Source organism: Massilia sp. 9096, from assembly GCF_000745265.1.
In the GTDB taxonomy this organism is placed as follows: Bacteria; Pseudomonadota; Gammaproteobacteria; order Burkholderiales; family Burkholderiaceae_D; genus Telluria.
In genome coordinates, this window is the sequence record NZ_JQNN01000001.1 from 295,279 (window position 1) to 317,934 (window position 22,656).

The 22,656-nt window shown below is 58.1% G+C and carries 17 protein-coding genes and 1 pseudogene; 7 read left to right on the top strand and 11 right to left on the bottom strand.

Going from position 1 to position 22,656, the window contains the following annotated elements; translation table 11 throughout:
- Positions 1–109: 109 nt before the first annotated feature.
- The 6 genes from FA90_RS25395 to FA90_RS01305 all read right to left on the bottom strand — a co-directional run bounded on the left by FA90_RS25395 (position 110) and on the right by FA90_RS01305 (position 11,119).
- A complete protein-coding gene (locus FA90_RS25395; RefSeq protein ID WP_197065224.1) occupies positions 110–1,444 on the bottom strand; it encodes a tyrosine-type recombinase/integrase in 1,335 nt (444 codons plus the stop codon).
- 146 nt (positions 1,445–1,590) lie between these two features.
- The gene (locus FA90_RS26105; protein ID WP_156116539.1) at positions 1,591–2,199 is read right to left on the bottom strand and encodes a hypothetical protein; all 609 of its coding nucleotides are present in this window, start codon (positions 2,197–2,199) and stop codon (positions 1,591–1,593) included.
- Positions 2,196–4,412, bottom strand: coding sequence for a hypothetical protein (locus tag FA90_RS26110; RefSeq protein ID WP_156116540.1), 2,217 nt, complete (start codon positions 4,410–4,412; stop codon positions 2,196–2,198). The genes FA90_RS26105 and FA90_RS26110 overlap by 4 nt, the downstream gene beginning before the upstream one ends.
- Before the next feature lies 1 nt (position 4,413).
- Entirely contained in the window at positions 4,414–6,528 is a 2,115-nt protein-coding gene (locus tag FA90_RS26115) for a hypothetical protein (RefSeq protein WP_156116541.1), read from the bottom strand.
- Positions 6,529–7,241: 713 nt separating this feature from the next.
- Positions 7,242–9,464, bottom strand: coding sequence for a S9 family peptidase (locus FA90_RS01300; protein WP_036165087.1), 2,223 nt, complete (start codon positions 9,462–9,464; stop codon positions 7,242–7,244).
- 257 nt (positions 9,465–9,721) lie between these two features.
- A complete protein-coding gene (locus FA90_RS01305; protein WP_051971306.1) occupies positions 9,722–11,119 on the bottom strand; it encodes an MATE family efflux transporter in 1,398 nt (465 codons plus the stop codon).
- 151 nt (positions 11,120–11,270) lie between these two features.
- On the opposite strand from FA90_RS01305, the gene hisC reads away from it, so the two are divergent.
- Positions 11,271–12,332: a histidinol-phosphate transaminase gene (gene hisC / locus FA90_RS01310; protein ID WP_036165090.1), complete on the top strand. Its 1,062-nt coding sequence runs from the start codon at positions 11,271–11,273 to the stop codon at positions 12,330–12,332.
- A gap of 18 nt (positions 12,333–12,350) precedes the next feature.
- Here hisC and FA90_RS01315 read toward each other — a convergent pair whose 3' ends face one another.
- A complete protein-coding gene (locus FA90_RS01315; protein WP_156116542.1) occupies positions 12,351–12,743 on the bottom strand; it encodes a hypothetical protein in 393 nt (130 codons plus the stop codon).
- Positions 12,744–12,983: 240 nt separating this feature from the next.
- On the opposite strand from FA90_RS01315, the gene FA90_RS01320 reads away from it, so the two are divergent.
- The 5 genes and pseudogenes from FA90_RS01320 to FA90_RS01340 all read left to right on the top strand — a co-directional run bounded on the left by FA90_RS01320 (position 12,984) and on the right by FA90_RS01340 (position 17,310).
- Entirely contained in the window at positions 12,984–13,937 is a 954-nt protein-coding gene (locus FA90_RS01320) for a DnaJ C-terminal domain-containing protein (RefSeq protein WP_036165096.1), read from the top strand.
- A gap of 4 nt (positions 13,938–13,941) precedes the next feature.
- Positions 13,942–14,259, top strand: a complete 318-nt coding sequence (locus FA90_RS01325; protein WP_036165099.1) for a chaperone modulator CbpM — start codon at positions 13,942–13,944, stop codon at positions 14,257–14,259.
- Between the two features lie 100 nt (positions 14,260–14,359).
- Entirely contained in the window at positions 14,360–15,703 is a 1,344-nt protein-coding gene (locus FA90_RS01330; RefSeq protein WP_036165102.1) for an Nramp family divalent metal transporter, read from the top strand.
- 137 nt (positions 15,704–15,840) lie between these two features.
- Positions 15,841–16,032, top strand: a pseudogene (locus FA90_RS25400) (DJ-1/PfpI family protein); the annotation flags it as partial.
- A gap of 135 nt (positions 16,033–16,167) precedes the next feature.
- Positions 16,168–17,310 carry an SGNH/GDSL hydrolase family protein gene (locus tag FA90_RS01340; protein WP_036165105.1) on the top strand — a complete coding sequence of 381 codons (1,143 nt, stop codon included), beginning with the start codon at positions 16,168–16,170 and terminating at the stop codon, positions 17,308–17,310.
- Between the two features lie 744 nt (positions 17,311–18,054).
- Here the strand turns inward: FA90_RS01340 and FA90_RS01345 are convergent.
- Genes FA90_RS01345 through FA90_RS01355 form a run of 3 tightly spaced genes read right to left on the bottom strand, consistent with a single transcriptional unit; the run spans position 18,055 to position 19,889 of the window.
- A complete protein-coding gene (locus FA90_RS01345; protein ID WP_036165108.1) occupies positions 18,055–19,038 on the bottom strand; it encodes a hypothetical protein in 984 nt (327 codons plus the stop codon).
- A 2-nt stretch (positions 19,039–19,040) separates the two neighbouring features.
- On the bottom strand, positions 19,041–19,406 hold the full coding sequence (locus tag FA90_RS24705) for a hypothetical protein (RefSeq protein WP_051971307.1): 366 nt from the start codon (positions 19,404–19,406) through the stop codon (positions 19,041–19,043).
- A gap of 15 nt (positions 19,407–19,421) precedes the next feature.
- Complete coding sequence (locus tag FA90_RS01355; protein ID WP_239700476.1) at positions 19,422–19,889, bottom strand: hypothetical protein; 468 nt, start codon at positions 19,887–19,889, stop codon at positions 19,422–19,424.
- Positions 19,890–20,110: 221 nt separating this feature from the next.
- Here FA90_RS01355 and FA90_RS01360 point away from each other — a divergent pair, with 221 nt between their 5' ends.
- A complete protein-coding gene (locus tag FA90_RS01360; RefSeq protein WP_036165113.1) occupies positions 20,111–20,674 on the top strand; it encodes a recombinase family protein in 564 nt (187 codons plus the stop codon).
- A gap of 541 nt (positions 20,675–21,215) precedes the next feature.
- Here the strand turns inward: FA90_RS01360 and FA90_RS26120 are convergent.
- Entirely contained in the window at positions 21,216–22,382 is a 1,167-nt protein-coding gene (locus tag FA90_RS26120; protein WP_156116543.1) for a hypothetical protein, read from the bottom strand.
- Between the last annotated feature and the right edge of the window lie 274 nt (positions 22,383–22,656).

Genomic DNA, 22,656 nt, shown 5'->3' on the forward strand with positions numbered 1-22,656 from the left:
GTGCAGCTAGGCTTGCCTTCTACTAACCACATCATTGTGGCGCAAAACAACGCGCGCACGACTATAGGGCGTCCGACCCATGGCGCCTTAATACACCCTCGAACGCGCATTAACCGGTTAGTTTACCTATTTCAATATCCTCCTTGCCCGAAGCAATAATTGCTCCCAATTTAATCGCGATGTCATCAACGAACCGTTTTGTGGCAGGGGGAGCTTTTGTTACCTCAAGCTCGCGTTTAAGGTTTAATAAGTCGTCGAATAGGCGGTCTGCAGCATGCAATCGGTCTATGGCTGCGTCGACACCACCCCAAACGTTAATTTCCTTCCATGCAAGGTCAATGTAATTCCAGAGACTTTCAATTGAACCATGGCCAGTTTTGGTCGCCACTCTTTTAAGAATCGACTCATAGTCTGTTTTGGTCATGAGTTGAGCCGTCTTCTTAGACGAAGCCATGAATTCTTTAAGGTGGACGATAACCTCGTACGTGATAAACCTATGCCGAAACATGCTCAGACATGCCTGAATGTCGCTGAAACCTGCTGCCACGACCAGCCGCGCAAAGTCGCGTTCGAGGGAGGACTTTTTAATGGGACGCCCGCTGAGGCCAAGATACAATGCATCCGAAGGCACCACTAACTGCCCATTTCGCTCTAGCTCCGCGCAGTATCTGGTGCGGGAGGTAAGATACCTTTGAAAAACGGCGGCGTCCTTCAGAGTAATAGGGAAGTTTCGCAGCGGAGCGTTCTCACGTCTACGCTTTTTGGTAGGAATAAGCAGTCGTTTCGACTGCAGCACGTGCAAATGTTCGCGAAGGCTCATCTCTACCATTTCCGAGGGGCGCAGACCTGTTCGCTTCATGAGCCACACCATGAAATGCCGCCGGCTGCGAATGTACTCAAGATGCGCAATCAATAGACTAGGGCGGTTTCGGTAGCGCCGCAGAAACTTTTCCGATTGCGCATCCAACACGCTGAGTGAATCGATGCATTGCTCAATCGCCTCAATTACTGGTAATGCAATTGGCCTTTTGGGGTCCGCACTCTCCGGGGAAGGCATTGCACGATGCGTATAATAAAATTCTGAACGTCGGCGTTTGTATTTTTGATTTTCAATTCGTTCGACGATAATGCTGGGTGATACGGTGGCGACTCCGATTAACGGAGCGGCCGTCGCTAGGACAAATTTTTCTTGGTACCATAAGAGAAATCGGATGGTGCGACTAAGGATTTTACGAACCGTATTATTATTTCTTGCTCGTTGCATCTCGCGGCGGATAGATTTTTCTTTCTGAAGCTCAGCTGAGAAGTCAAAGATATGAACGTCTGCGATTTTTGCTATCGACAATTTTTTGTTGTAGCAATAACGTACTAAGTGACTAAGTTCGCTAGCAATGGTTTTTAGTGAGTCGCCTGTCGTGAGGTGTGCAATGTCCAAGAAATACATGTTGAGCGCGTCGCACGGACTTCCATTGGGCCAATGCATAAACGGATACGAGTTAATATGCTGGCTCGAGATATGCGGACCATCCGGCATCGGTATTACAGAATATGGAACGGCAACCGCTCTTGATTTGAATAATTGCGACGACATTATTTCTCGCGATTGCGTGGCCACGCTAATAGAACTGCGCTATCCCCGCCAGAATTTTCGCTGGGGGAAGCGAACAAAGAACCATAGAGTATATGATGGTCCTCGAGAAGATTAAACAGTCGCAATCGCGTCGCGTCGTCGATAGTGGCCACTTTGATAAATGCGTTGACTTTTCCAAAAAGGTCTAAGTATGCCTTAGAGCGGAAGATGTTCTGGCGTTCGACTGCCTGCAGTCGGCCTTCCAACTCTTCTTTATGCTCATTTTGCCGAGAAGCTTTTGCTTCAGCAGACCGCCCTCGCTGTGTGCCTTCAAGAAGTGTTTTCAGGCTAGTTCGCAAGTCGTCAAAATAGTGGAAGCCATCGACCTTCTTATCCCCATCCCGCGAGTACAGTTCACGGGTCAAAGATTTCAAGGTGTTGAGAGATAGTGGTTTAATTTTGGAGCCATGAAGAGTCAATGCGCAAAACGTACGCTGTCCCCCCATTGTCTTCGCTACGGATTGGCTAATTTTCTCTGGCGACTTTAAACCTGTAACAAGTAGGTCGTGTCGAGCCTTTACATTTTCTATATTTTGAGCTTTCCTTTGGTAAGCGCCCAGTTTATTCATTGCACAGTTTCCCGTAGGACGAACGATATGTTGATACCTACGACTTCCGTTGCACTGTTTTCAGCGTAAATGGAATGCGGCTCAAGTACGAAGCCTTCTGTCTCTCTCAAGACGACAACGTAATCAGTCCATTCTGACTCTGGAACCAGTGATAGCGACTGTACATGGAAGTGGTCGAGAACTGCCTCATAGAGGGCATCGAGTCCAGGTTCAACAGAAGATTGATTACCGTCTGCCGACTCTAAGGTTCTTAAGCGGTCAATAGCATATTCTGCCTCCAGTTTAGGCAACTCCTCGCCTGGAAACTCCCGCTCGATGTACGCATAGACGTGAGCAGCGTCAGTGTGCCCGGCAATCCAACGTGCGGCGTCGAGCACATCATATTTTCCCGACCAGAACAGCAGAAGCAAAAACCACTTACGCATTTCGTGGATGCGCACGTACCACCGGCGGCCAAGATGGTCCGGGGCAAGACCCACATAGTCGCAGAACACATCAAGATGGTCGTTTAATAAACTTGGGTCAGCCACACGAGCTCCATTGCCTTCGCGCTTCGGAAGGTAAAAGAGATTGTCCGAAATTTTTCGGGTATCGCCGAAACATGCAACTAACCCTTCACCAACCTTCTGCAACAGCTGAATCGCTTTTGCTGTTATCACCGGGATAGGTCTATCAGCATCTTGGTAGGCCTCGCCTTGGTTGCTCTTTCCTAACGTAAAGTGGAGTAGGTAGCCGTTGGCATCCAAGCGCAAACAGTCGCGTTTTAAATGCGTAAGTTCGTTCTCCCGCGACGGTTTCATAAGGGCGATGCAAATGATGCATGCCCCAACTAAAACTCGCAAGGCCTCGTCAAGGGTCGGCTCGCTGCGCAACTGCTGGAAATCGCCATCAATTACGAATTTAGTGAATTTCCTAATGCCCAGAACAGTGCTGATAGAGTTTTCGGTTCCGTTATCGTTAACTTTAAATTGACATCCTAAATTAGCGCATGCGTCATCAAACGCAGCAGGAGCAAGAAGGCTCCATTGACTGTTGCGTTGAGCAGAAACCACTGCAATATAATACTCTACAAGAGCATCACCAAAAACATGAACAAATCGCATGGCCTGGTTAAAGTAGGCTAATCCAATGTCCATAGGGATGAATTTGTGGTGCGTTGATTGACGAGTAAGCTGTTCAGCGTTTTTTAATGCACTCTTAACAGAAATTAGTGAAGGTTCCGGCAGCAAATCAGGGTCGTGTCGATGGGCTGAAAGAATGGTGCTGAGCCCACTGGCCACGGAAAGCAGCGTCTTCTCAGAGCTTTTGGAGTCAACAACCTCTTGAATTGTCTTCGTTTTGTGGCTGGGCTTTTCTGTCAGTTGGAAGATATTTACGAGAAGCGGGCCGAACTGTAAATCTGGCTCAAACTGCCGACAGAACGCATTCAGCTTCAAGCTGCCTCGCATAGATTCCACGGGCTCGCTTATGCTGTCGGCTAATCGCTCTCGCTTCAAGTAAGCCTTGTTGATGTATGCTCCCTGTCTCGGCTTGCCGTAATACCCATTTGTTGTTAACCAATCTGTGATGTCAGACCGAATGGTTGATGGAAGCCTATAGGTCGATTCAAAGAGATACTGTGGGCAGGGGGCGTTATATTTGTTCTTGTAGAAATATGCAAGGAGCCGCTGTGGAACCTGCTGAGCTTCTGCCCAAGCACCCTCAGCTATCGCTCGAAGTAATGAATCAATTGCAAACTGGTCGACGAGTTTGAAGCCGAATTGCTCTGGGTAAAATTTGGATTCATGCAGTACTAACCAACGTGTTAGCTGCAGCAAAACAGAGACAACTGCTTTCCAAATCACTGGTGCCACAATATTGCTTATGTGGCCGGAGCGAATAAGAAAGGCTATGCGCTTAGTTAAAGTGAGAAGCTTGTAATACTTTTTGTCTGTCAAGTAGCTTCCGTTCGGCAGACGCATTGCCCAATTGACCGTAACTACGTTACGCCAAGTTCCTTCTATCATCTCTTCACGGCCACGATTTGTTGTGGCCCACTCTACTGCATTAAAGTCAGATAGTAGCCAAGGCGCTTTAAATTCTCCTGAATACGGTCTGGCTAGCTGTTTTGCGGTAGCTATCGCTAGTAAAATGACCTTGCGCTCGTTGTCGCCAATACCCTCAGGAAGTAGGGGGGCTGGTAGATTATCGATTAACAATGCTAGGTCAGACATTTTAACTCTGCCATTTTTTACTAAGGGTGAAGCGAGAAAACTTTGTTGCCAAGGTTATCTGCTCAGTTGTGGCGCGCTCGTGCATTAAACGTAAGCGACCCAGGTCGAGCAGCTCACGCATACTGGCTGCTATATCGTCATTCTCACATGCATGCCGGATTAGACGCGCAAGGTCCACAAACTGGACAGGAGCGAGTTTGGTTTGTGAGTCCACAACGACAAGTTCCGCTGGCGTTAAGTTTTTCACTACAAAATCGCTAAACGCATATAGGTAACTTAGACCCTTTGATGATAATTTAATATTTAAAACACTGTCACCAATAGGCTGCTTTAAGCTGGTGTCTGTCAGCTGGCCATTTAGATTAAGTCGCGTCTGAACTTCTTTTGCCAATAGAGTAGAGTTTCCCGGATATTCCAGCACCAACTGCGCAATAAAATGCTGCAAGGCGGCGACCGATTTGAAATCCGTTACCTCGAGCAAATAATCCGCGCCATGGGCTGCGAGAACAATTAACGTGTTTTGGAAACGCCGGATGATTCGCGTATTCCATGCGCGGAGTAAGGCTGGTGGTAGGTAATGCTCTAAAACGACACGCGTTGTATTCCCGAGGCGCCGGCTCATCTCCTGAATTGACCCGCTTTCAAACCAGCGGAGTACGCCCATCGTAGTGCGGATGCGGCGGTAGTCGAAGCTTCCTTCAGTTAAGCCTTGCTCAGCTAGAACTGGGTATAAACGGATTAAACTGTGACCTACACTATCGCTGTTTAAGTGTCGCGCGGAGGGTGCCAATGGTCCTAATTTTCCACCTTGGCCGCAGCCGAGGAACAGGTAGCGCCAGCCTTTGTGGCCTGCGCGCCGAAGCACTTTTCGCACAGGGGCAGTCCAGGCAAGAATGTCCATCATGAGTTGCTGGGCGACCGGAGTCAAAGCTACGGATTTCCGTCGACCAGCTCGCGGTTTATCTAAGCTCAGAATTGATGACTGAGCGTTGTCAGTGATGAGCAAGTGCGATTTACCTCTCGAGTTCAGTAGTCTGGCGCTTTGAAGTGCATCAGAAGTGAACTCTGGATGCTCGATTGTCAATAAACAGCAGGCGGCGGCAGCGTCTAACGAGGATAAAATGCCGGCAAAACGGTAGAACTGGCCCTTCCCGGTCAGTTGGTCGAATGCGTGTGACGGCATCGCCGTATGGTGGGCGAGAGCTCCGAAACCGCCCTTGTCAAATGTTCTTTGCGCAAAGAATTTGGAGTCCAGAAGAGACTGAATTGATACGCAATCTTGGTTGGCACCGCTCAGAAGCAGTGATTGAGTAACAGCCAGTGCCCACGCATGACCGCGAGGGTGAGCGTTGCTTGCTAGGAGAGTGGGACTTCCGCCCCGAAGTTGTTGCGAACGTACACCGGTCTGTACTGCCTCCTTAAACTCATCTGTATGGACCGTAGACCTGAGCTCTGCGCCAGACCTCCCGTCACTCATCAGAGCATCCCAATGTGCCTGGCACGTCTGCTGAATCACACGCACTTTCTCGCGACAGGCGCGTTCAATAGTGTCTAGGTATTCCGCTGCAGGCGACGCGAATTCGATACTAGCCAACAGTTTTTGAGGTGGAGTGCCGACGGGGGCAGTGGTCATAGTACGCTCACCCAGTAGTCGCTCACTACCAGCCGCACTTTGAATCCGCTTTAACCGAGCAGACGGGATTTTTACATCGCACGGAATCAGTTCGTCCAACATCCAAAACTCGAAAACACCACTGACGAGCGTACTCCAGTAGCGCATCCTTGTAGTTACCGAGGCCATCGACCAGCTCGTGTCAATGAGGTAGTACTGGAAAAAGCACAGTAAGTACAGCTGCCACTCGTTAGAGGTACGTGGAAATGTTGTACCTGCAGTTCGAAAATATGTCAGGAGAGGGCGCAAGACATGGCTAAGGTAGTTGCGTTGTGTCGTTGGTTGATGACCAAGCGCTTGTCGAGTTATCGCACCGCAGATGCAATCTAGCGTTGCTTCGGTAAGATTTATCTCTGCTGTCGAAAAATTGACATTAGACTCGGCCTCACGTTTTGGGTTGTTGAGAAAAAACGTAATGCTCTCTTTGCTAATTTCGTAACGCATTTAGCAAGAAACTCCAGACGACTTAAGGGTGCCTCGTGGAGTCGGAGCCGATGCCAATTCACATACCGCAGATTGCATAAGTCTTGCCCGTGTTGTTCTATCAGGACCATTCGAGTTTTTAACTCGGCCGTTTTTTCTACCGCGTTACGATACATCGAGGCCACATCACAGTCAATCAAAACGTGAGAAAAACTGAACAAAATCAATGACTTGCGAATTTTTGCTATAGTAATCAACACTGGCTGTAACGCGCAGCCGGCAGCAGTTAGATGCTGCCCAATCTTGATGAAGCGCTAACCCTGGTGCCATCGCTTTCGCTAAGTGGCCAGATGGTCGGTTGGGAACCCTTCTTTACATCCTCCCAGTGTCAACAAAAGGGTATCAATTAATCCTCTTACAACGCGGCAGAGTAGCTAGTCTTGCTTGGAGACGAAGTCCTATTTCGGTTACTTGACACGTTCGGTATGTCGGTAAAATCGTTAGATTCAGGAAGAAGCCGGCAAGCTGGTCGGCAGCTCGGAGCAGCAAGTCAAAGGCCTGCAAAACCAGGTCGAAGGCAAGACCCAGGAAAAGCTGGGCGACGCCAAGCAGACCATCCACGACGCGACCAAGTAAATCGCGTGATCGTGTGATGGCGGCATGACGGCCGCCAAATGAAAAACAGCCGCGGGTGCATGCACCACGCGGCTGTTTTTATTTGGCAGAGACCAGTCTTACTGGGTCTGTTCCGGATGCAGGTTCTTCTTGAAGAACGCCTCGATCATGCCGTACACGTGACGCTGGCCCGCGCGCGAGGAAATGCCGTGCTTGGCGCCCGGGTAGGTCATCAGCTGGAATTGCACGTCGCGGTTGACCAGCGCGTCGATCAGGCGCGTCGAGTTGGTGAACAGCACGTTGTCGTCGGCCATGCCGTGCACCAGGAACAGCGGCGACTTCAAGCCGTCCAGGTGGGCCAGCACGCCGCTCTGCTCGTAGGCCTTCGGGTTGCTCTGCGGCGTCGCCCCGACGAACTGTTCGGTGTAGTGGGTGTCGTACAGCGCCCAATCGGTCACCGGGGCCACCGACACGCCCATCGCCAGCTTGTCCGAGCCCGCTTCCAGCAGGCGCAGCGTCATGAAACCGCCATAGCTCCAGCCGAACACGCCGACGCGCTTCGGATCGACGAAGGACTGCTTGGCCAGCCAGTCGACGCCGGTCAGCTGGTCTTCGACTTCATGCGCACCCAGGTTGCCGTAGATGACGTCGGTGAACACGCGCTCGCGGCGCGAGGAACCGCGGTTGTCCAGCGTGAACACCACGAAGCCTTGCTGCGCCATGTACTGCTTGAACAGGTTGCCCCAGCCGCGCGTGACCTGCTGCGAGTGCGGGCCGCCGTAGACGAACAGGAACACCGGGTAGCGCTTGGCCGGGTTGAAGTTGGCCGGCTTGATCATCGAGTAGTACAGCGCCTGGCCGTCGTGCGCCTGGATCGTGCCGAATTCGGTCGGCAGGTGGTTCGCCATGTACTTGGCGTACGGGTGGCTGGCGTTGAGTTCGTTGTGCTCGACCCACTCGACCATGCTGCCGTCGGCGCGGCGGATCGAGGTTTGCGGCGGCGTATTCGGGTCCGAGAAGGTGTCGACGAAGATCTTGCCGTTGGCGGCGAAGCGGTCGTCGTGCCAGCCGTCCTGCTTGGTGATGCGCACCGGCTTGTCGGCGTTGCTGCCGTCCAGGTTCAGCACGTAGGTCTGCTTGTCGATGACCGCATCCTTGTTGGAAGCGATGTAGATCTTGCCGGCGGCTTCATCGATGGCCAGCACGTTGTCGACGCCCCATTCGCCGCGCGTGATCGGGTGCAGCAGCTTGCCGTTCATGTCGAACAGGTACAAGTGCTTGCGGCCGCTGCGCTCGGACGCCCAGACGAAGGCGTTCTGCTTCTTGAGGAAGCGCAGGTCGTCGCCCAGCGCGACCCAGGTCGGCGAGGTCTCGGTCAGCAAGGTGCGTTCGGCCAGGGTGTTGCCGTCGACGGCGACCAGGTCGAGGCGCTTCTGGTCGCGCGACTGGCGCTGGAACACCAGCGTCCTGCCGTCCGCGCTCCAGTCGGCGCGCACCAGGTAGATGTCCTTTTCCGGGCCGAGGTCGACGGTTTTCTGCGCGCCGGTGGCCGGGTTGACGATCTTCAAGTCGACCAGCACGTTCTTGTCGCCGGCGGCCGGGTAGCGCTGGTCGATGACGTCGGTGCGGTCGGCGAAGATCTCGAAGCGGCGCGCCACCGGCACCGGCGCTTCGTCATAGCGCTTGTAGGCGATCGTGGAATCGTCCGGCGCCCAGTAGTAGCCGGTGCGCTGGTCCATCTCTTCCTGCGCCACGAACTCGGCTTCGCCGTTGTGCACGGTGCCTTTGCCGTCCGTGGTCAGCTGGCGTTCCTGGCCGTTGGTGAGATCGATCACGAACAGGTTCTGGTCGCGCACGAACGAGACGTAGCGGCCCTTGGGCGAAATCTTCGGATCGGCGACGTTGCCCGACGCGACCTTGCGCGCGGCATCCGGATGGGCGACGTCGACGAGGTACAGGTCGCCGGCGATCGGCACCAGCAGGCGCTTGCCATCGGGCGACCAGCTGTAGCCCAGGATGCCGGACAGGCTGGCGGTACGCGCGCGTTCGCGCCGCGCCTTTTCTTCCAGCGACAGGTTTTCGTTCGGGACCAGCTGCTTGGAGTCGACCAGGCGATGCGTGGTCTTGTCCTTCATATTGTATTCCCACAGGTCGAGCTGGAACTGGTTGTCCGGCCGGCCGCGCAGGAAAGTGACGCGTTCGCCGTCGGGCGACACGGCCAGGTTGCGCACGCCCGGGCCGGTCAGCGCCGGGTCGGCGTGAATGCGGTCCAGGGTCAATTGATCCGCGCAAGCGGGCGCGGCTGCCAATGCGGCGGCCAGAAGACTGATAAGAAGGCGCATGGAAGGTCTCGAGGGAAGGAATTAATTTTATGCAACTAGCGCACGATACCAGAGTCCCTCGGGGAATGCTGTACATACACTTCGGGGCTGGCGTCGAAACTTGTATGTATGAAATTACAATTGATTACAAAACATGGATTATCAGTAATGTATAGACAGGCAAATTCATATATTATTGATTCGTCGCCAGTATCTGGCGAAGATTGTTTAGTTCTCTCCACAGGGTTTGCCGATGGACTTGTCCATCGGCATTTTTTTTATTTTTCGCGCACGCGCGCGCAGGCGAGCCGATGCAGGGTCCAGGCCAGCAGCACCGCCGCCACCGTCAATCCCAGCACCAGGCCGATCCAGAAGCCGGTGGCCGCCATCGGCTGGGCCGGCGACCATGGGAACCAGCGCGGCGCCAGGCCGAGGATCCAGCCGACCGGCAGGGCCACGCCCCAGAACGCGATCATCTGGATCACCATCGGCGCGCGCGTGACCTTGTAGCCCCGGATGCTGGAGGCGGCGGCCACCTGGGTCGAGTCCGACAGCTGGAACAGGGCGGCGAACAGCAGCAGCATCGCGCAGGTCGCCTGCACCGCCGCGTCGGAGGTATACATCGCCGCGATGTGCCAGCGGAAGATCGCGATGAAGATCGCCGACAGCAGGCCGAATGCGATGCACATGCCGGTGCCGACCCAGGCCACGAAGCGCGCCTTGACCGGATTGCCTTCGCCCATCGACTGGCCGACCCGGGTCAGCGCACCGATGCCGAAGCTGAGCGGCACCATGAACACCAGCGACACGAAGTTCAGGGCGATCTGGTGCGCCGACACCTGCACCACGCCGAAGCGCGCGACCAGCAGGCTGACCATGCCGAAGGCGCTGACTTCCGCGAAGTGGGTCACGCCGATCGGCAGGCCGAGCTTGAGCATGCTGCCGATCTCGCCCCAGTTCGGCCCTTCCCAGTGCGTGAACGGATACGTGAGGCGATACGCGGACGCCTTGCGGATCCACAGCACCATCGCGCCCAGCATCAGCCACATGCCGGTCGCGGTCGAGACGGCGCAGCCGAGCGCACCGAGCTTGGGCAAGCCGAAACTGCCGAAGATGAACAGGGTGTTCATGACGACGTTGTACAGCAGGCCGCAGATGGCGATGACCATGATCGGCTTGGTCTGGTTGATGCTGGTCGTGTAGCCGTACAGCGCGCGGTAGCAGGCGAAGGCCGGCATGCCCAGGCTGATGATGTGCAGGAAGGTCTTGGCGCGCTGGGCCACCGCGGGGTCCAGGCCAATGTGGTCGAACAGCAGCGCGCATAGGTTGGCCGCCACGCAGCCGGCCAGGCCGACGCCCAGGCCCAGCCACAGCGATTCGCGCACCGAATGCGAGATCTTGTCGAAGCGGCCGGCGCCCATCTCGTGCGAGACCACGGAATTGACTGCCATCATGACGCCCATCACGGTTACCAGGATGATCGACCAGACCGAGGTGCCGAGCGACACGGCGGCCAGCTCGGCCGCGCTGACGTGGCCGGTCATCGCGACGTCCGCCACGCCCATGCCGACCGTCGCCAGCTGGCCGACCAGCATGGGCCAGGACAGGCGCCACAGGGTCGCCACTTCGAGTCGGATCGGGGATTGCGAATGGCTTGCGGATACGGTGGACGTCATGGAAGATCGATGGTTCGGGTTGCGCTCGAAGACCTGCGATTGTACTGCCTGATTGTCAAGGCCGTAGCGATGTTGACCCAGGGCGCGCGTCGTGCCGCCGTCTGCTATAGTCTTCGGTCCGTCCAACTTGTCTTCGTCGCATTGTCCGCTTATGAGTAACTTCTGGAGTCCCCGCGTCCGCGAACTGACGCCTTACGTGCCCGGCGAGCAGCCGCGCATCGAGCGTCTGATCAAGCTCAACACCAACGAAAACCCGTATCCGCCTTCGCCGAAGGTCATCGCCGCCATCGCCGCGGAGAACGACGAGCGCCTGCGCTTGTATCCGGACCCGCAGTCGCTGCGCCTGACGCAAGCGCTGGCGGCCTATCACGGTGTCGCCGCGGACGAGGTGTTCGTCGGCAACGGCTCGGACGAGGTATTGGCGCACGCCTTCCACGCGTTTTTCCAGCAGGATAAGCCTATCCTGATGCCGGCGATCAGCTACAGCTTTTATAAAGTGTATTGCCGCCTGTTCGGCATCGAGGCCGACTTGCAGCCGCTCGACGCCGCCATGCGCGTCGATCCGGCCGGGTACAAGTCGCCGTGCGGCGGCGTGGTGATCGCCAACCCGAACGCGCCGACCGGTATCGCGCTGTCTCTGGCCGAGATCGAGGAAGTGCTGCAAGCCCAGCCGGAGCGCGTGGTGCTGATCGACGAAGCCTATGTCGACTTCGGCGCCGAGTCCGCCGTCAAGCTGGTGGCGCGCTACCCGAATTTGCTGGTGGTGCAGACGTTTTCGAAGTCGCGCGCGCTGGCGGGTTTGCGCGTCGGCGCCGCGTTCGGCCAGCGCCACCTGATGGAAGGCCTGGAGCGGGTCAAGGACAGCTTCAATTCCTATCCGCTCGGCCGCCTGTCTGTGGCGGGCGCCGTGGCGTCGCTCGAGGACGAGGACTACTTCCAGGCGCGCCGCGCCCAGCTGATCGCCACGCGCGAAACCCTGGCCGGCCAATTGCGCGAGCTCGGTTTCACGGTGCTGCCGTCCAGCACCAACTTCCTGTTCGTCAGCCATCCCAAACGGCGCGCCTTTGATCTGGCCCAGGTCCTGCGCGTGCGCGCGATCCTGGTGCGCCATTTCAGCACCCTCGAGATCGAGAACTACCTGCGCATCACGATCGGCACCGACGAGGAATGCGAGCAACTGCGCAGCGCGCTGGCGGAGATTTTGGCGCACTGAGCGGGTCCAGCCACGGCCTCACCCGACCAGTGCCAGCGTGGGTGAGCCGTTGTGGCGGGACGAGGTCAAAAGTTCGATCGTGCCTTGTATCTGGTCGATCGAAAACGGCTTGGCCAGGATGTCGTCGAACGGCTCGGCATCGTCCAGGATCATGTCCTGACCGGTCACCAGGACCAGGGCGGTGTTGGCGTAAGTCGCGCGGATCACCCAGGCAAGCACCTGACTGGAGTGGAGCTCGAAATAGCCCCGGCCGATGAACACGATGTCGAATCCGCATTGTGCCAATGGTTCGAACGCGGCGTTGGGCCACTGGACCGCGACGATCGTATGCCCTTGTGACTCGAGCATGGCTTGGATCGTGAGGCGGACCGCATCGTCGCGCTCCACGATAAGAACCCGTTTCGATCGCATGTGTGAATCCGTTTGTTGCGGTGAATCCATGCTAATGAATGTTGGTTACAGCAGCAATGGGTTTTGCGCTGAAACAAGGATAAATCGGAGATATTCGTAAATACGTGTCGATTCTGATGCGTAATAACATCGAACCCCATATTTCGTTTCCTGAGCAACAATTCGGTTGATAGTTGAAAAGCAAGCCCTGCACCGCCACATAGGGCGCAACACTCAACTCACCGATCCAGGAGCAAGCTCGTGGAATACAAAGACTATTACGCCGTCCTCGGCGTCGACAAGACGGCGACCCAGGACGAGATCAAGAAGGCATACCGCAAGCTGGTCCGGCAATACCACCCGGACGTCAGCAAGCACAAGGACGCCACCGAAAAAACCGCCGAAATCAACGAAGCCTACGACGTGCTGGGCGACGCCGAGAAACGCGCCGCCTACGACGAACTGGGCCGCGGCCGCCGCGCCGGCGAGCAGTTCACGCCGCCGCCGGACTGGGGCTCGCAGTTCGACTTCGGCGGCGCCGACGCCAACGATTTTTTCGCCGACCTGTTCGCCCACGCCGGCCGCGGCGCCCGCAGCGGTGGCGGCGCACGGGGTTTCGGCGGCGGCATGGGCGGCGCCGGTTTCCAGATGCGTGGCGAGGACATCCACGCCGCCATCGCGATCGATTTGCGCGATGCCTACCAGGGTGCGTCGCGCACGATCAGCCTGCGCGTGCCGCAACAGGATGCGCAAGGGCGCACCGTGATGCAGGACAAGACGCTCAGCGTGACGATTCCGAAAGGCGTCACGCCCGGCCAGCAGCTGCGCCTGGCGGGGCAGGGCCATCCGGGCATGGGCGGCGCCGGTCCGGGCGACCTGTACCTCGAAATCCAGCTGAACGAGGATGCGCGCTTCCGCGTCGAAGGCACGCACGTGTATGAAAACGTGCCGGTCGCGCCGTGGGAAGCGGCGCTGGGCGGCAGCGTGTCGGTGCCGACGCCCTCGGGCGCGGTCGAAGTGACGATTCCGCCGGGATCGCAGAGCGGCCGCAAGCTGCGCCTCAAGGGACGCGGCATCCCGGTCGCGCAGCCGGGCGACTTGTACCTGATCCTGGACGTGGTGCTGCCGCCGGCCTCGAGCGAGCGGGCGCGCGCGCTGTACGAGCAAATGGCGCGCGAGATGGCCTTCAATCCGCGCGAACAGATAGGAGCTTGAGACGATGGCCGATAACAAGAACCTCATCACCGGCGTACTTCTGGAGGACGTCGCCCTGACCCTGGAAGAACTGGCGCGCGCCTGCGAGGTGGCGCCCGACTGGGTGGTGCGCCACGTGCGCGCCGGCACGCTCGGCAACGCGGTCGCCGTGCAGGTCACCGAATGGCGCTTCGCCAGCGCCGACCTGGTGCGTGCGCGCCGCCTGCTGCGCGTCGAGCGCGACTTCGACGCCAACGAAGACCTGGCCGCGCTGGTGGTCGACCTCGGCGACGAGGTGCGGCGCCTGCGCACCCGGCTGCGCGCGCTCGGCTTCGAGGGGTAAGCACCAGGCCTGACCCGGCGCGCGACCCGGTTTTCGATTGCGCGCCGGGCTCAGGCAGCTTTGCTGCTTTGCGATAGAATCAATCAAAATCATTGAATCTATGCGCAAGCTACCCAGAACCGCCACCGCCCCGTTTTGCCCGTCCGAAGTCTCCGGCACCGTCAACGTCCCTGAGAGCTTGCCCCTATGGAGGAAGATCCTGCGTTTCGCAGGTCCGGGATTGCTTGTTTCCGTTGGCTACATGGACCCGGGCAATTGGGCAACTGCCATCCAGGGCGGGTCGCAGTTCGGCTACGACCTGCTGTTCGTGGTCGTGCTGTCGAGCCTGGCCGCGATCGTGCTGCAATGCCTGAGCATGCGCCTGGGGATCGTCACCGGGAAGGATCTCGCCGTGCACTGCCGCGAGCAGTACGATCCGCGCCTGAACAAGGTGCTGTGGCTGTTCGCCGAACTCTCGATCATCGCCTGCGACCTGGCCGAGGTGCTGGGCTGCGCGCTCGCCTTCAAGCTGCTGCTCGGCGTGTCGCTGCCGACCGGCGTGGCGCTGACGGCGCTCGACACCATCATCGTGCTGACCCTGAAGGGACGCGGTTTCCGCCAGCTGGAGGCGATCGTGCTGGGGCTGATCGCGACGATCGCGGTCTGCCTGTTCTCGGAACTGGCGCTGATCCGGCCCGACTGGCACGCCGTCGCCGCCGGCGTGGTGCCCTCGTTGCAAAAGCTCGAGCCGCGCGACGCGCTGTACCTGGCCATCGGCATCCTCGGCGCGACCGTCATGCCGCACAACCTGTATCTGCATTCCTCAGTGGTGCAGACGCGCGTCATGCCCTTCGACGTGATCCGCAAGACCGAGGACAGCCGCGGCCGCCTGGCCGAAGCGATCAAGCTGTCGCGCATCGACACCATCGTCTCGCTGGCGCTGGCGCTGTTCATCAACGGCGCGATCCTGGTGCTGGCCGCGGCCGCGTTCTACAAACCGGGCGGCGGCGGCGTGATGGAGATCGACCAGGCCTACAGCCTGCTGGCGCCGATCGCCGGCACCGCCTTCGCGGCGATCCTGTTCGGCCTGGCGCTGCTGGCCTCGGGGCAGAGCTCGACCTTCACCGGGACGATTGCCGGCCAGGTCATCATGGAAGGCTTCATGAAGTGGAAGATCCCGTGCTGGCAGCGGCGCCTGATCACGCGCGCGCTGGCGCTGGCCCCGGCGATGATCGGCGTGCTGACCTTGGGCGAGCACGCGGTCGGGCGCATGCTGGTCGGCAGCCAGGTCGTGCTCAGCATGCAGCTGCCGTTCGCGATGTACCCGTTGATCCGCCTGACCGGCAAGCGCAGCCTGATGGGCGGTTTCGCCAACGCCTGGTGGACCTCGGCGCTGGCATGGTTCCTGTTCGTCGTCATCAGCGCGGCCAACATGTGGATGGTGTGGCAGGCCATCGTCGACTGATGCCCGGACGATGCCGCGTTTGATATCGCGTTTGATATCGTATTGACATCGCATGCGCGCGCCGCTTCCCTGCTGGCGACGCTACAATCGGTATTCCAGGCTTGATTACTTATCATCGATATCAAGGCGACGCCGACCTCGTCAACGGCAAGCGCATGACCAGCTGGCCGACGCTGCAGATGGACTTGCAGAACGCGGGCGCCGAATGGGTCGACGAACAGGTCGTGGTCGACGGCAAGCTGGTCACCAGCCGCAAGCCGGACGACATCCCGGCCTTCAACCAGGCCATCCTGAGCGAGCTGCAGGGCGCGTCGCAAGCCAAGCACTAACGGACGCGGGCGGGAACTTCCTGAAAACGAAAGATGCCATGGACGACTTAGCGTTCGATCAAAGCTCGTGCTGATCAGCACTGGCAGAGTGATCGACAGTTGTCCCAGCAGCTTGACGTTTTCTGCGGAGGTCCCATGGAAAAGAGGAAGATCGCGCGTTCCATTGCGCTCGGGCTCGTGCTCGGGTTGGCGCTCGGTGCAGGACGCATCGACGGCGCGCGCGCGGCGCCATTGCCGTTCGGCGCCCAAATCACGTTCGGCGACAGCCTGTCCGACGTCGGCAGTTACACGGTCGGCGCGGTGGCGGCCGGTGGCGGCGGCAAGTTCACCGTCAACGGCAACGCCTTCGCCCGGCATCCCGAGCTCACCGGCCAGGTCTGGCCCGAAATGGTCGCCGCGCTGGCCGGCCTGCCGCCGCCGTGCGCGGCCCAGACCGGGCTGCTCGGCGATCCCGACCTTGGCCTGTTCGCGCCGGTCCTGAACCACCCGGGCTGCTTCGATTATGCGCAGGGCGGGGCGCGCATCGTCGACCCGATCGGACCGGGCAACGTCGCGGCGGGCTCGCCGATCGGCGAACTGACGGTGCCGGTGGCCGGCCAGGTCGCCAGCCACCTGGCCGCAGCCGGCGGCCGCTTCCAGGGCAACGAACTGGTGCTGGTGATGGCCGGGGCGAACGACGTGGTGACGCAGTGGCGCCAGCTGGTCAAAGGCGCCAACGACGCGGTCCGCGCCGCCGGCACCACGGGAACCGCGGCAGACGACGCGCGCATCGCTTACTGGAGCGCGAACCGCCCGGCCGCGCTGGCCGCGATGAGCAGCGCCGGCAACCAGCTCGCCGCCATCGTCCAGCAGCAGATCGTCGGGCTGGGCGCCAACTTCGTGGTGGTCAACAACGTCCCCGACCTGTCCGGCACCCCGCTTGGCGGCATCCAGGCGCCGCCGCTGCGCGCACTGGTGCAGGCGATGGTGCAGAGCTTCAACGCGGCGCTGAAAGCCGGGCTCGATCCGCTGCCGCAGGTGGTACAGGTCGACGTGTTCGCGCTCAGCCAGGACGAGCTGGCCAATCCTGCGGCGTATGGACTGACGAATACGACAGCGCCGGCCTGCGGGCCGAATGCGCTGGACGGCAATTCGCTGGCCTGCAACGTCTTCAACGTCTATCCGAACGTCGACATCAGCCACTTCCTGTTTGCCGATACGGTGCATCCGACACCGTATGGGCATTGGCTGATTGCGACCAGGGTGGCGGCGGCGATGGCGGGGCGGGGGTGGTTGTGAGGCTTCGGCGGTAGCCACCGCGTGGTTGCGGCCTGATTGGGCCCGGACTTCGGCGACATCAGGGCACGATCGCTGCGCGATCGCTTGAACGGGCGAATCGGAGAGCCTTTGCGCTTGCAAGCGCAAAGTCGCTTCGCCGGCTCGCCGCATGCGGCGAGAAACCCCGGCTACGCCCCTCGTCCGTTCCGGACGAGGATTCGATTCATCGGGTCTCATGCAGGTATTCAAAAACAAAGCCCCACCAGGCTTGCGCCTGGCAGGGCTTTGTTTTTGAATACTGGTGGAGGCGGAGGGAATCGAACCTCCACCATCTCGTCTGATAACCCGTTGACTGTACTGGGCGCGCGTTCCGGTCAGGCTCAACAAAGGTGTCCCGGTTGGGACACCTACTTGGGATTTTAGCATCGCCAGCGTCAGCGCTGGTCATGAACGGTCTAGCCCCTGAAGTTTATTGCTTCAGGGCCATTTTTTCCTTATATAAGATATGGCGGCAAAACGTTCCCAGTTGATGAACGGTAGCCCTTCGCGTGGACCTTATGGTTCTAGGGGTTTTACTTTTGAGGAGGGCGGCGGCGCCGCGAGCGGGAACCGCGATTCGGTGCGCCAGCGCGGGATTTCGTTTCACCAGGTCCGCGTTAGGTCAGCATTGGGTCAGCAACGTCTGTTCGTGAAACAGGTATAGGTTGTATGTGTAGTTATTAGGATTTTTCGGTGCTCTCACTATGAGAACCGGGGATCAAACGTCTATTTTTCATTCCAATTTTGTGTGAAAAACTGGGTGAGGTCGTGCAGCCGGTTGCGTACCAGCTGGTTCAGTTCGGCGTCGGCGGTGGTGTGCGTCGAGTGTTTGCGCAACTCGGGGTGCCCACCGTTGCGCGGCTTGCCGGCGTGCTTGCCAGTGTTGTACCGGCGATAGGCATGCAGCCCAAATGGGTAGAGCGAGATCATGTTCCGGTCGCGTCGGGTTGCGTGCTGCACCAGCTGCGCCAGTTCTGGTTTCATGTTGGCGATCAGGTCGGGCAGCGGCTTGAACTGGCGGAAGTGCAGCAGGTGCCCGAAGTCGCCAAAGTCGAGCGCCGCCAGGTCGTCGACGGTGTTGATGCCGTACTGATGCAGCCCGACGCCCTGTAGCGTGAACTCGACGCGCGCGCGGTGCTGGTCGCGTGGCAAGGTTTGGTCGCGGTCGGTGATCTTGTAATAAACGCGCCAGGCCAGCGGGTCTAGCTTGTTGTTGATGTAGAGCGTCCGGCGAGGGTCTGGCGTGTCGGTGCTGTCCAGGTGTTCTGCCCGCTTGGTCGGGCCGACCAGACGGTGAGAGGTGCCGCCCGCCGCTTCAAGAGACGTTTGCAGGCGCGCCACCAGCAGCGGAAGGTACGCGCGTGCCTGGTCGTCTTTCGGGTAGAAGTCGAGCGACACTTCCAGCAGCTTGACGAGTGCCGGGCCGACCAGGGTGTGACGTTGATCAAGAGCCGCCAGGGCCGCGCGCACGGTGTCGACGGTCCGGCAATGGTCATCGTTCAGTCGAACCAGGAACCGGGTTGTGGCGCCGCTGGCGTCAGCGTCGATGGAGTCGATGTACGTCCGCTTGCCATCGCCGAAGTGGTCCGCCAGGGTGCGCTGGAGCCACTGAAACTGGGTAGGGCGGGCGGTTTCAATCTCAAGCGCCAGCCAGTCGACGACCGCTTGCGTGCAGTACGCCGCCCGGATGGAGCGCAATACGGTCGACATGATCAGACAGCCAGATAGCCCGCCGTGGGCGTGAAGGTCGAGCGGGCCACCAGCAGCTTGCGCGTGTACCAGGGCCGGGTGTCACCTGGGAGCGTATGCGCGGTCTTGACCAGGTGCGGCACGCCGCGCACGGTGCCGGGCGTGGCCTTGCGTACAGCTTCGATGAAGGCTTCGACGTCGGGCACGGCGTACATTGGGCGCCAGGCGCCCCGGTGCTTGCCCATGCACTTCGGCAGGAGAGTGCAGCCCTGCACCTTGGTTTTGCCGCGCCGCATGTCGGCGAGCGCGTCTTCCCATGCCCGATCAGGGCCGAGTTCCATTCGCAGTTTGTAGGCGACTTCCGGTGCCGGGATCACGTTGAATTTCATGGTCGGCTCCAGTGGTCAATTGGGAGCGTGGAGCACAAAGTTCAGGCCCCCGGCGATTCTGTTCTTGACCACGACGAAATCGGCGCCGTGCTCATCGAAGCCGAACAAAACCTCGAAGCCACCGAAATCCGAGCCGCCTTGCACCTTTGCGCGCTTCAAGGTTGCGTTCAGCAGCTTGTCGTCCATCGTGCCGCTGTTGCGCATCAGGGCGTTGGCCTCCTGGAGCGCCAGCTGTTCGGCGCGGTCCTGGAAGTCCGGCATGATCGTCGCGCCGAGCAGGCCAGCCATCGCAGCTTCACGCACGGCGGCGGTCTGGTTGTCGTCGCCGTCGACGTTGACAAGGACGTTCCGGCACCACTCTTGCCAGCTTTGCCCGCGCTCGTGGGCCAGGAACTCCACCGCGTGCCAGGTCGGCTGGTCCAGCTTGATTGACGCCCGCTTGCCAGTGGTCACGGTTAGGGTTCGTTGCGAAATGGATGACATATTTGCTCTCCAGTAAGTGAAAGCAAGAGCATGCTCCAGTTCACATGTGCGAGCCAGAAAATTACCAGCTTCTTTTTGTAATGTTAAAAAACGACCGTTTTTCAACATGTTCAGGTAGGGATGCCGCGCACTGTTGGAAAAATAGGGCTTGCACTTTCTAACAGGGGGGTGATATTCTGACATCGTTTTCTAACATGTCTAAAACTTAACGGGAGCAGCAAATGGCCACCTTCGGATACACCCGCGTCAGCACCAAAGAACAAACGGTCGAGAACCAGCGCCATGAGATTTTGGCCGCTGGCCACCAGGTCGACTTCTGGTTCGACGATGCAGGCGTGTCGGGCAAGGTGTCGGCCATGCAGCGCCCCCAGTTCGCCGCCATGCTCGGGAAAATCCGTGACGGTGAGACGCTGGTCGTGACCAAGCTCGACCGCCTGGGCCGCGACGCGCAGGACGTCGGCGCGACGATCAAGCAGCTGGCCGCGCGCGGCATCAAGGTCGTCGTGCTCCAGCTGGGCGGCGTCGACCTGACCAGCGCGCCCGGCAAGCTCATGCTGACCATGCTGGCCGCCGTCGCCGAAATGGAGCGTGATTTGCTGGTCGAGAGGACCCATTCGGGCCTGGAGCGCGCGAAGGCCGAAGGCAAGACGCTCGGGCGCCCGGCCAAAACGACCGACCAGCAGCGCCAGGAAATCAAGGCCGCGCACGGCGCCGGAACGTCGGTGAGCGCGCTGGCGCGTGAGTACGGCATCAGCCGGGCCAGCATCTTGAACATCGTGGCGTAGTCGACGCCGCAGACTTGACTAGATCGACGTCTGGTTCGCAAACGAGGCCTGTAGGCTTCGTTCGTGTTTTGAGTGACGCAGACTGCGTACGAGCGCAGAAAATGGCGCCAACGGCCGATTTTGGGCCTTGCCGGGCCTGTTGGAGCTGGGCTCGAGCGCCAGCTGTTCCTGGTGGGCGGGTTTTCAGGTAGTCACCGATCTGGGTCGAGCCTGGCGCCGCGTCTTAAAATGGCGTAGGCTCGTCTAACGATCTAATGCGCAGCTACATCAAGTGTTGGCACTAATCACTAGACTAACGCCACGCAATTAAAGCCGCGCATGCCGCTGGGACTTCGGGGTACGCTGGCGCGTGAGTACGACATTAGCCGGACGAGTATCTTGAACATCGTCGGAGAGTGCATCGTATAGGTCTACTCCTGCCGACCAGCGAAAGAGCAAACCCGACCTATAGCAGGGAACGCAATACAAGCGCATAACAGCTGGCTAGACAATGCTTTACTGCACAGCTTGTTTAATCAGTCAATTAACTATGGATATCATGTCAGCGCGCTTCGAGCACTTCTCGTATTTTCAAAGGAAGCTGAAGGAAGTTCTCAGCAATGGCGGTAGAGAAGGGTAGATTACATTCGCTCAGCTGACTTGCCATAAATCTATCTGCGCGAAAGATGTCGACATAAGGTAAATAGATAGCTTGATAAATATCTGGAAAATCGCTGTGCGATGGCGCACGCGGTGGAGAGTGCAAAACTGAACGGTGACCCACCTGTATTGCTAATCTAATTGAACAACTGGTGCCGGGTGCGACCTGCCACGGATCAATCATTGATCTCGGCACGATTCCCATACTGTGGGCAACTTCGGTGGCAATTTTCCCAATGCGTGCGTCCATGACCTTCTTTGTTACTTGAGAGGGAGAGGGTAGAGATTTTTTTAACGTGCTACCTAAACCGCTATCAGGTGTAATCAAATGATCGAACTGGCGACGTGCCTCAAGTAATGTGCTTTTGAAATTTTCGCCCGACTTGCGCACGTGCTTTAACAAATCCGATGCAGCTGACCATTCTCTCTCATGCCAATGACCAAATATCACAAGGTCAGTTACTGAATCTTGCACCGCCTTTAGAGCGTCATTACGGGAAGCCTTTCCTAACATATAGCGTTCGAATACGCGTGCGGCATCAATAGAAAGCGGTAATTTTTTTGCGAGTTCAGCTATGTCTCCATTGTAGAGTTGCGTTAGCTCTGTATACGCGTGCGAAGTCGGCTTGCCACTTTTCGAGTATTTCCGTCGAGCTGCCCGGCTCAAATTTTCCAGCTCGGCCATGATAATTTGCTCAACATTGGGAACGATTTCAGAAACATCAAAAGATGAAGGAATCCACGTACCATCACTGCGTACAACACTAACGCTGTCCAAGCTATTTTCTTCTGACAGCTCATTTCTACAAACATCAATTGGATGCGTTACGCAGTTTTTCCCACAAAGCTCTTTAATCGTCCTAAGTCTACCAATTGCTGCAGGAATCGCGCTGGGCGAGATAGGAGCGGCTTCCAATACATGTACCTCGCTGAAATACATGTTAATTACACCTTCGTTGCGCTGCCTGACCAAGTAATCCCGCACCTGCGCGTATTCGGGAGATTGCTTTGAAAGATCACTTAACTTCGAAAAATCACTACTGTCGAGATAGATTTTAATTGGTCGCATTGCTTTAAAGGTCAGGCTGGGTTCATAAAAGATTGGCGCGCTTAATGGCCGCCCCTGGCCGGTTTAGGCTTCGTTAAACCCAGTGTAAGACGTATATTGAGCTAACGACAAGCAGAAGTTTGGAGGCGATGCGAATGACACATCCACTGTGTTTCGAGACCCCAGCTTAACTAAGTGCACTGGGGCACAGATCGGGGTCTGTAGACATTGTTTGAGTTGGAGACTGGCCGCCTACGTCTGAGCGCAAAAACTCGCTATACAAGCGATTTTGCCC

Coding starts and splice junctions, on each gene's coding strand:
- FA90_RS26115 (WP_156116541.1), bottom strand. CDS start 6,528: ATGCGTTACGAAATTAGCAAAGAGAGCATTACGTTTTTTCTCAACAAC.
- FA90_RS26110 (WP_156116540.1), bottom strand. CDS start 4,412: ATGTCTGACCTAGCATTGTTAATCGATAATCTACCAGCCCCCCTACTT.
- FA90_RS01325 (WP_036165099.1), top strand. CDS start 13,942: ATGGCCGATAACAAGAACCTCATCACCGGCGTACTTCTGGAGGACGTC.
- FA90_RS24705 (WP_051971307.1), bottom strand. CDS start 19,406: ATGAAATTCAACGTGATCCCGGCACCGGAAGTCGCCTACAAACTGCGA.
- FA90_RS01345 (WP_036165108.1), bottom strand. CDS start 19,038: ATGTCGACCGTATTGCGCTCCATCCGGGCGGCGTACTGCACGCAAGCG.
- FA90_RS01300 (WP_036165087.1), bottom strand. CDS start 9,464: ATGCGCCTTCTTATCAGTCTTCTGGCCGCCGCATTGGCAGCCGCGCCC.
- FA90_RS01355 (WP_239700476.1), bottom strand. CDS start 19,889: ATGTCATCCATTTCGCAACGAACCCTAACCGTGACCACTGGCAAGCGG.
- FA90_RS25395 (WP_197065224.1), bottom strand. CDS start 1,444: ATGTATTTCTTGGACATTGCACACCTCACGACAGGCGACTCACTAAAA.
- FA90_RS01330 (WP_036165102.1), top strand. CDS start 14,360: ATGCGCAAGCTACCCAGAACCGCCACCGCCCCGTTTTGCCCGTCCGAA.
- FA90_RS26105 (WP_156116539.1), bottom strand. CDS start 2,199: ATGAATAAACTGGGCGCTTACCAAAGGAAAGCTCAAAATATAGAAAAT.
- FA90_RS01305 (WP_051971306.1), bottom strand. CDS start 11,119: ATGACGTCCACCGTATCCGCAAGCCATTCGCAATCCCCGATCCGACTC.
- FA90_RS01360 (WP_036165113.1), top strand. CDS start 20,111: ATGGCCACCTTCGGATACACCCGCGTCAGCACCAAAGAACAAACGGTC.
- FA90_RS01315 (WP_156116542.1), bottom strand. CDS start 12,743: ATGCGATCGAAACGGGTTCTTATCGTGGAGCGCGACGATGCGGTCCGC.
- hisC (WP_036165090.1), top strand. CDS start 11,271: ATGAGTAACTTCTGGAGTCCCCGCGTCCGCGAACTGACGCCTTACGTG.
- FA90_RS26120 (WP_156116543.1), bottom strand. CDS start 22,382: ATGCGACCAATTAAAATCTATCTCGACAGTAGTGATTTTTCGAAGTTA.
- FA90_RS01340 (WP_036165105.1), top strand. CDS start 16,168: ATGGAAAAGAGGAAGATCGCGCGTTCCATTGCGCTCGGGCTCGTGCTC.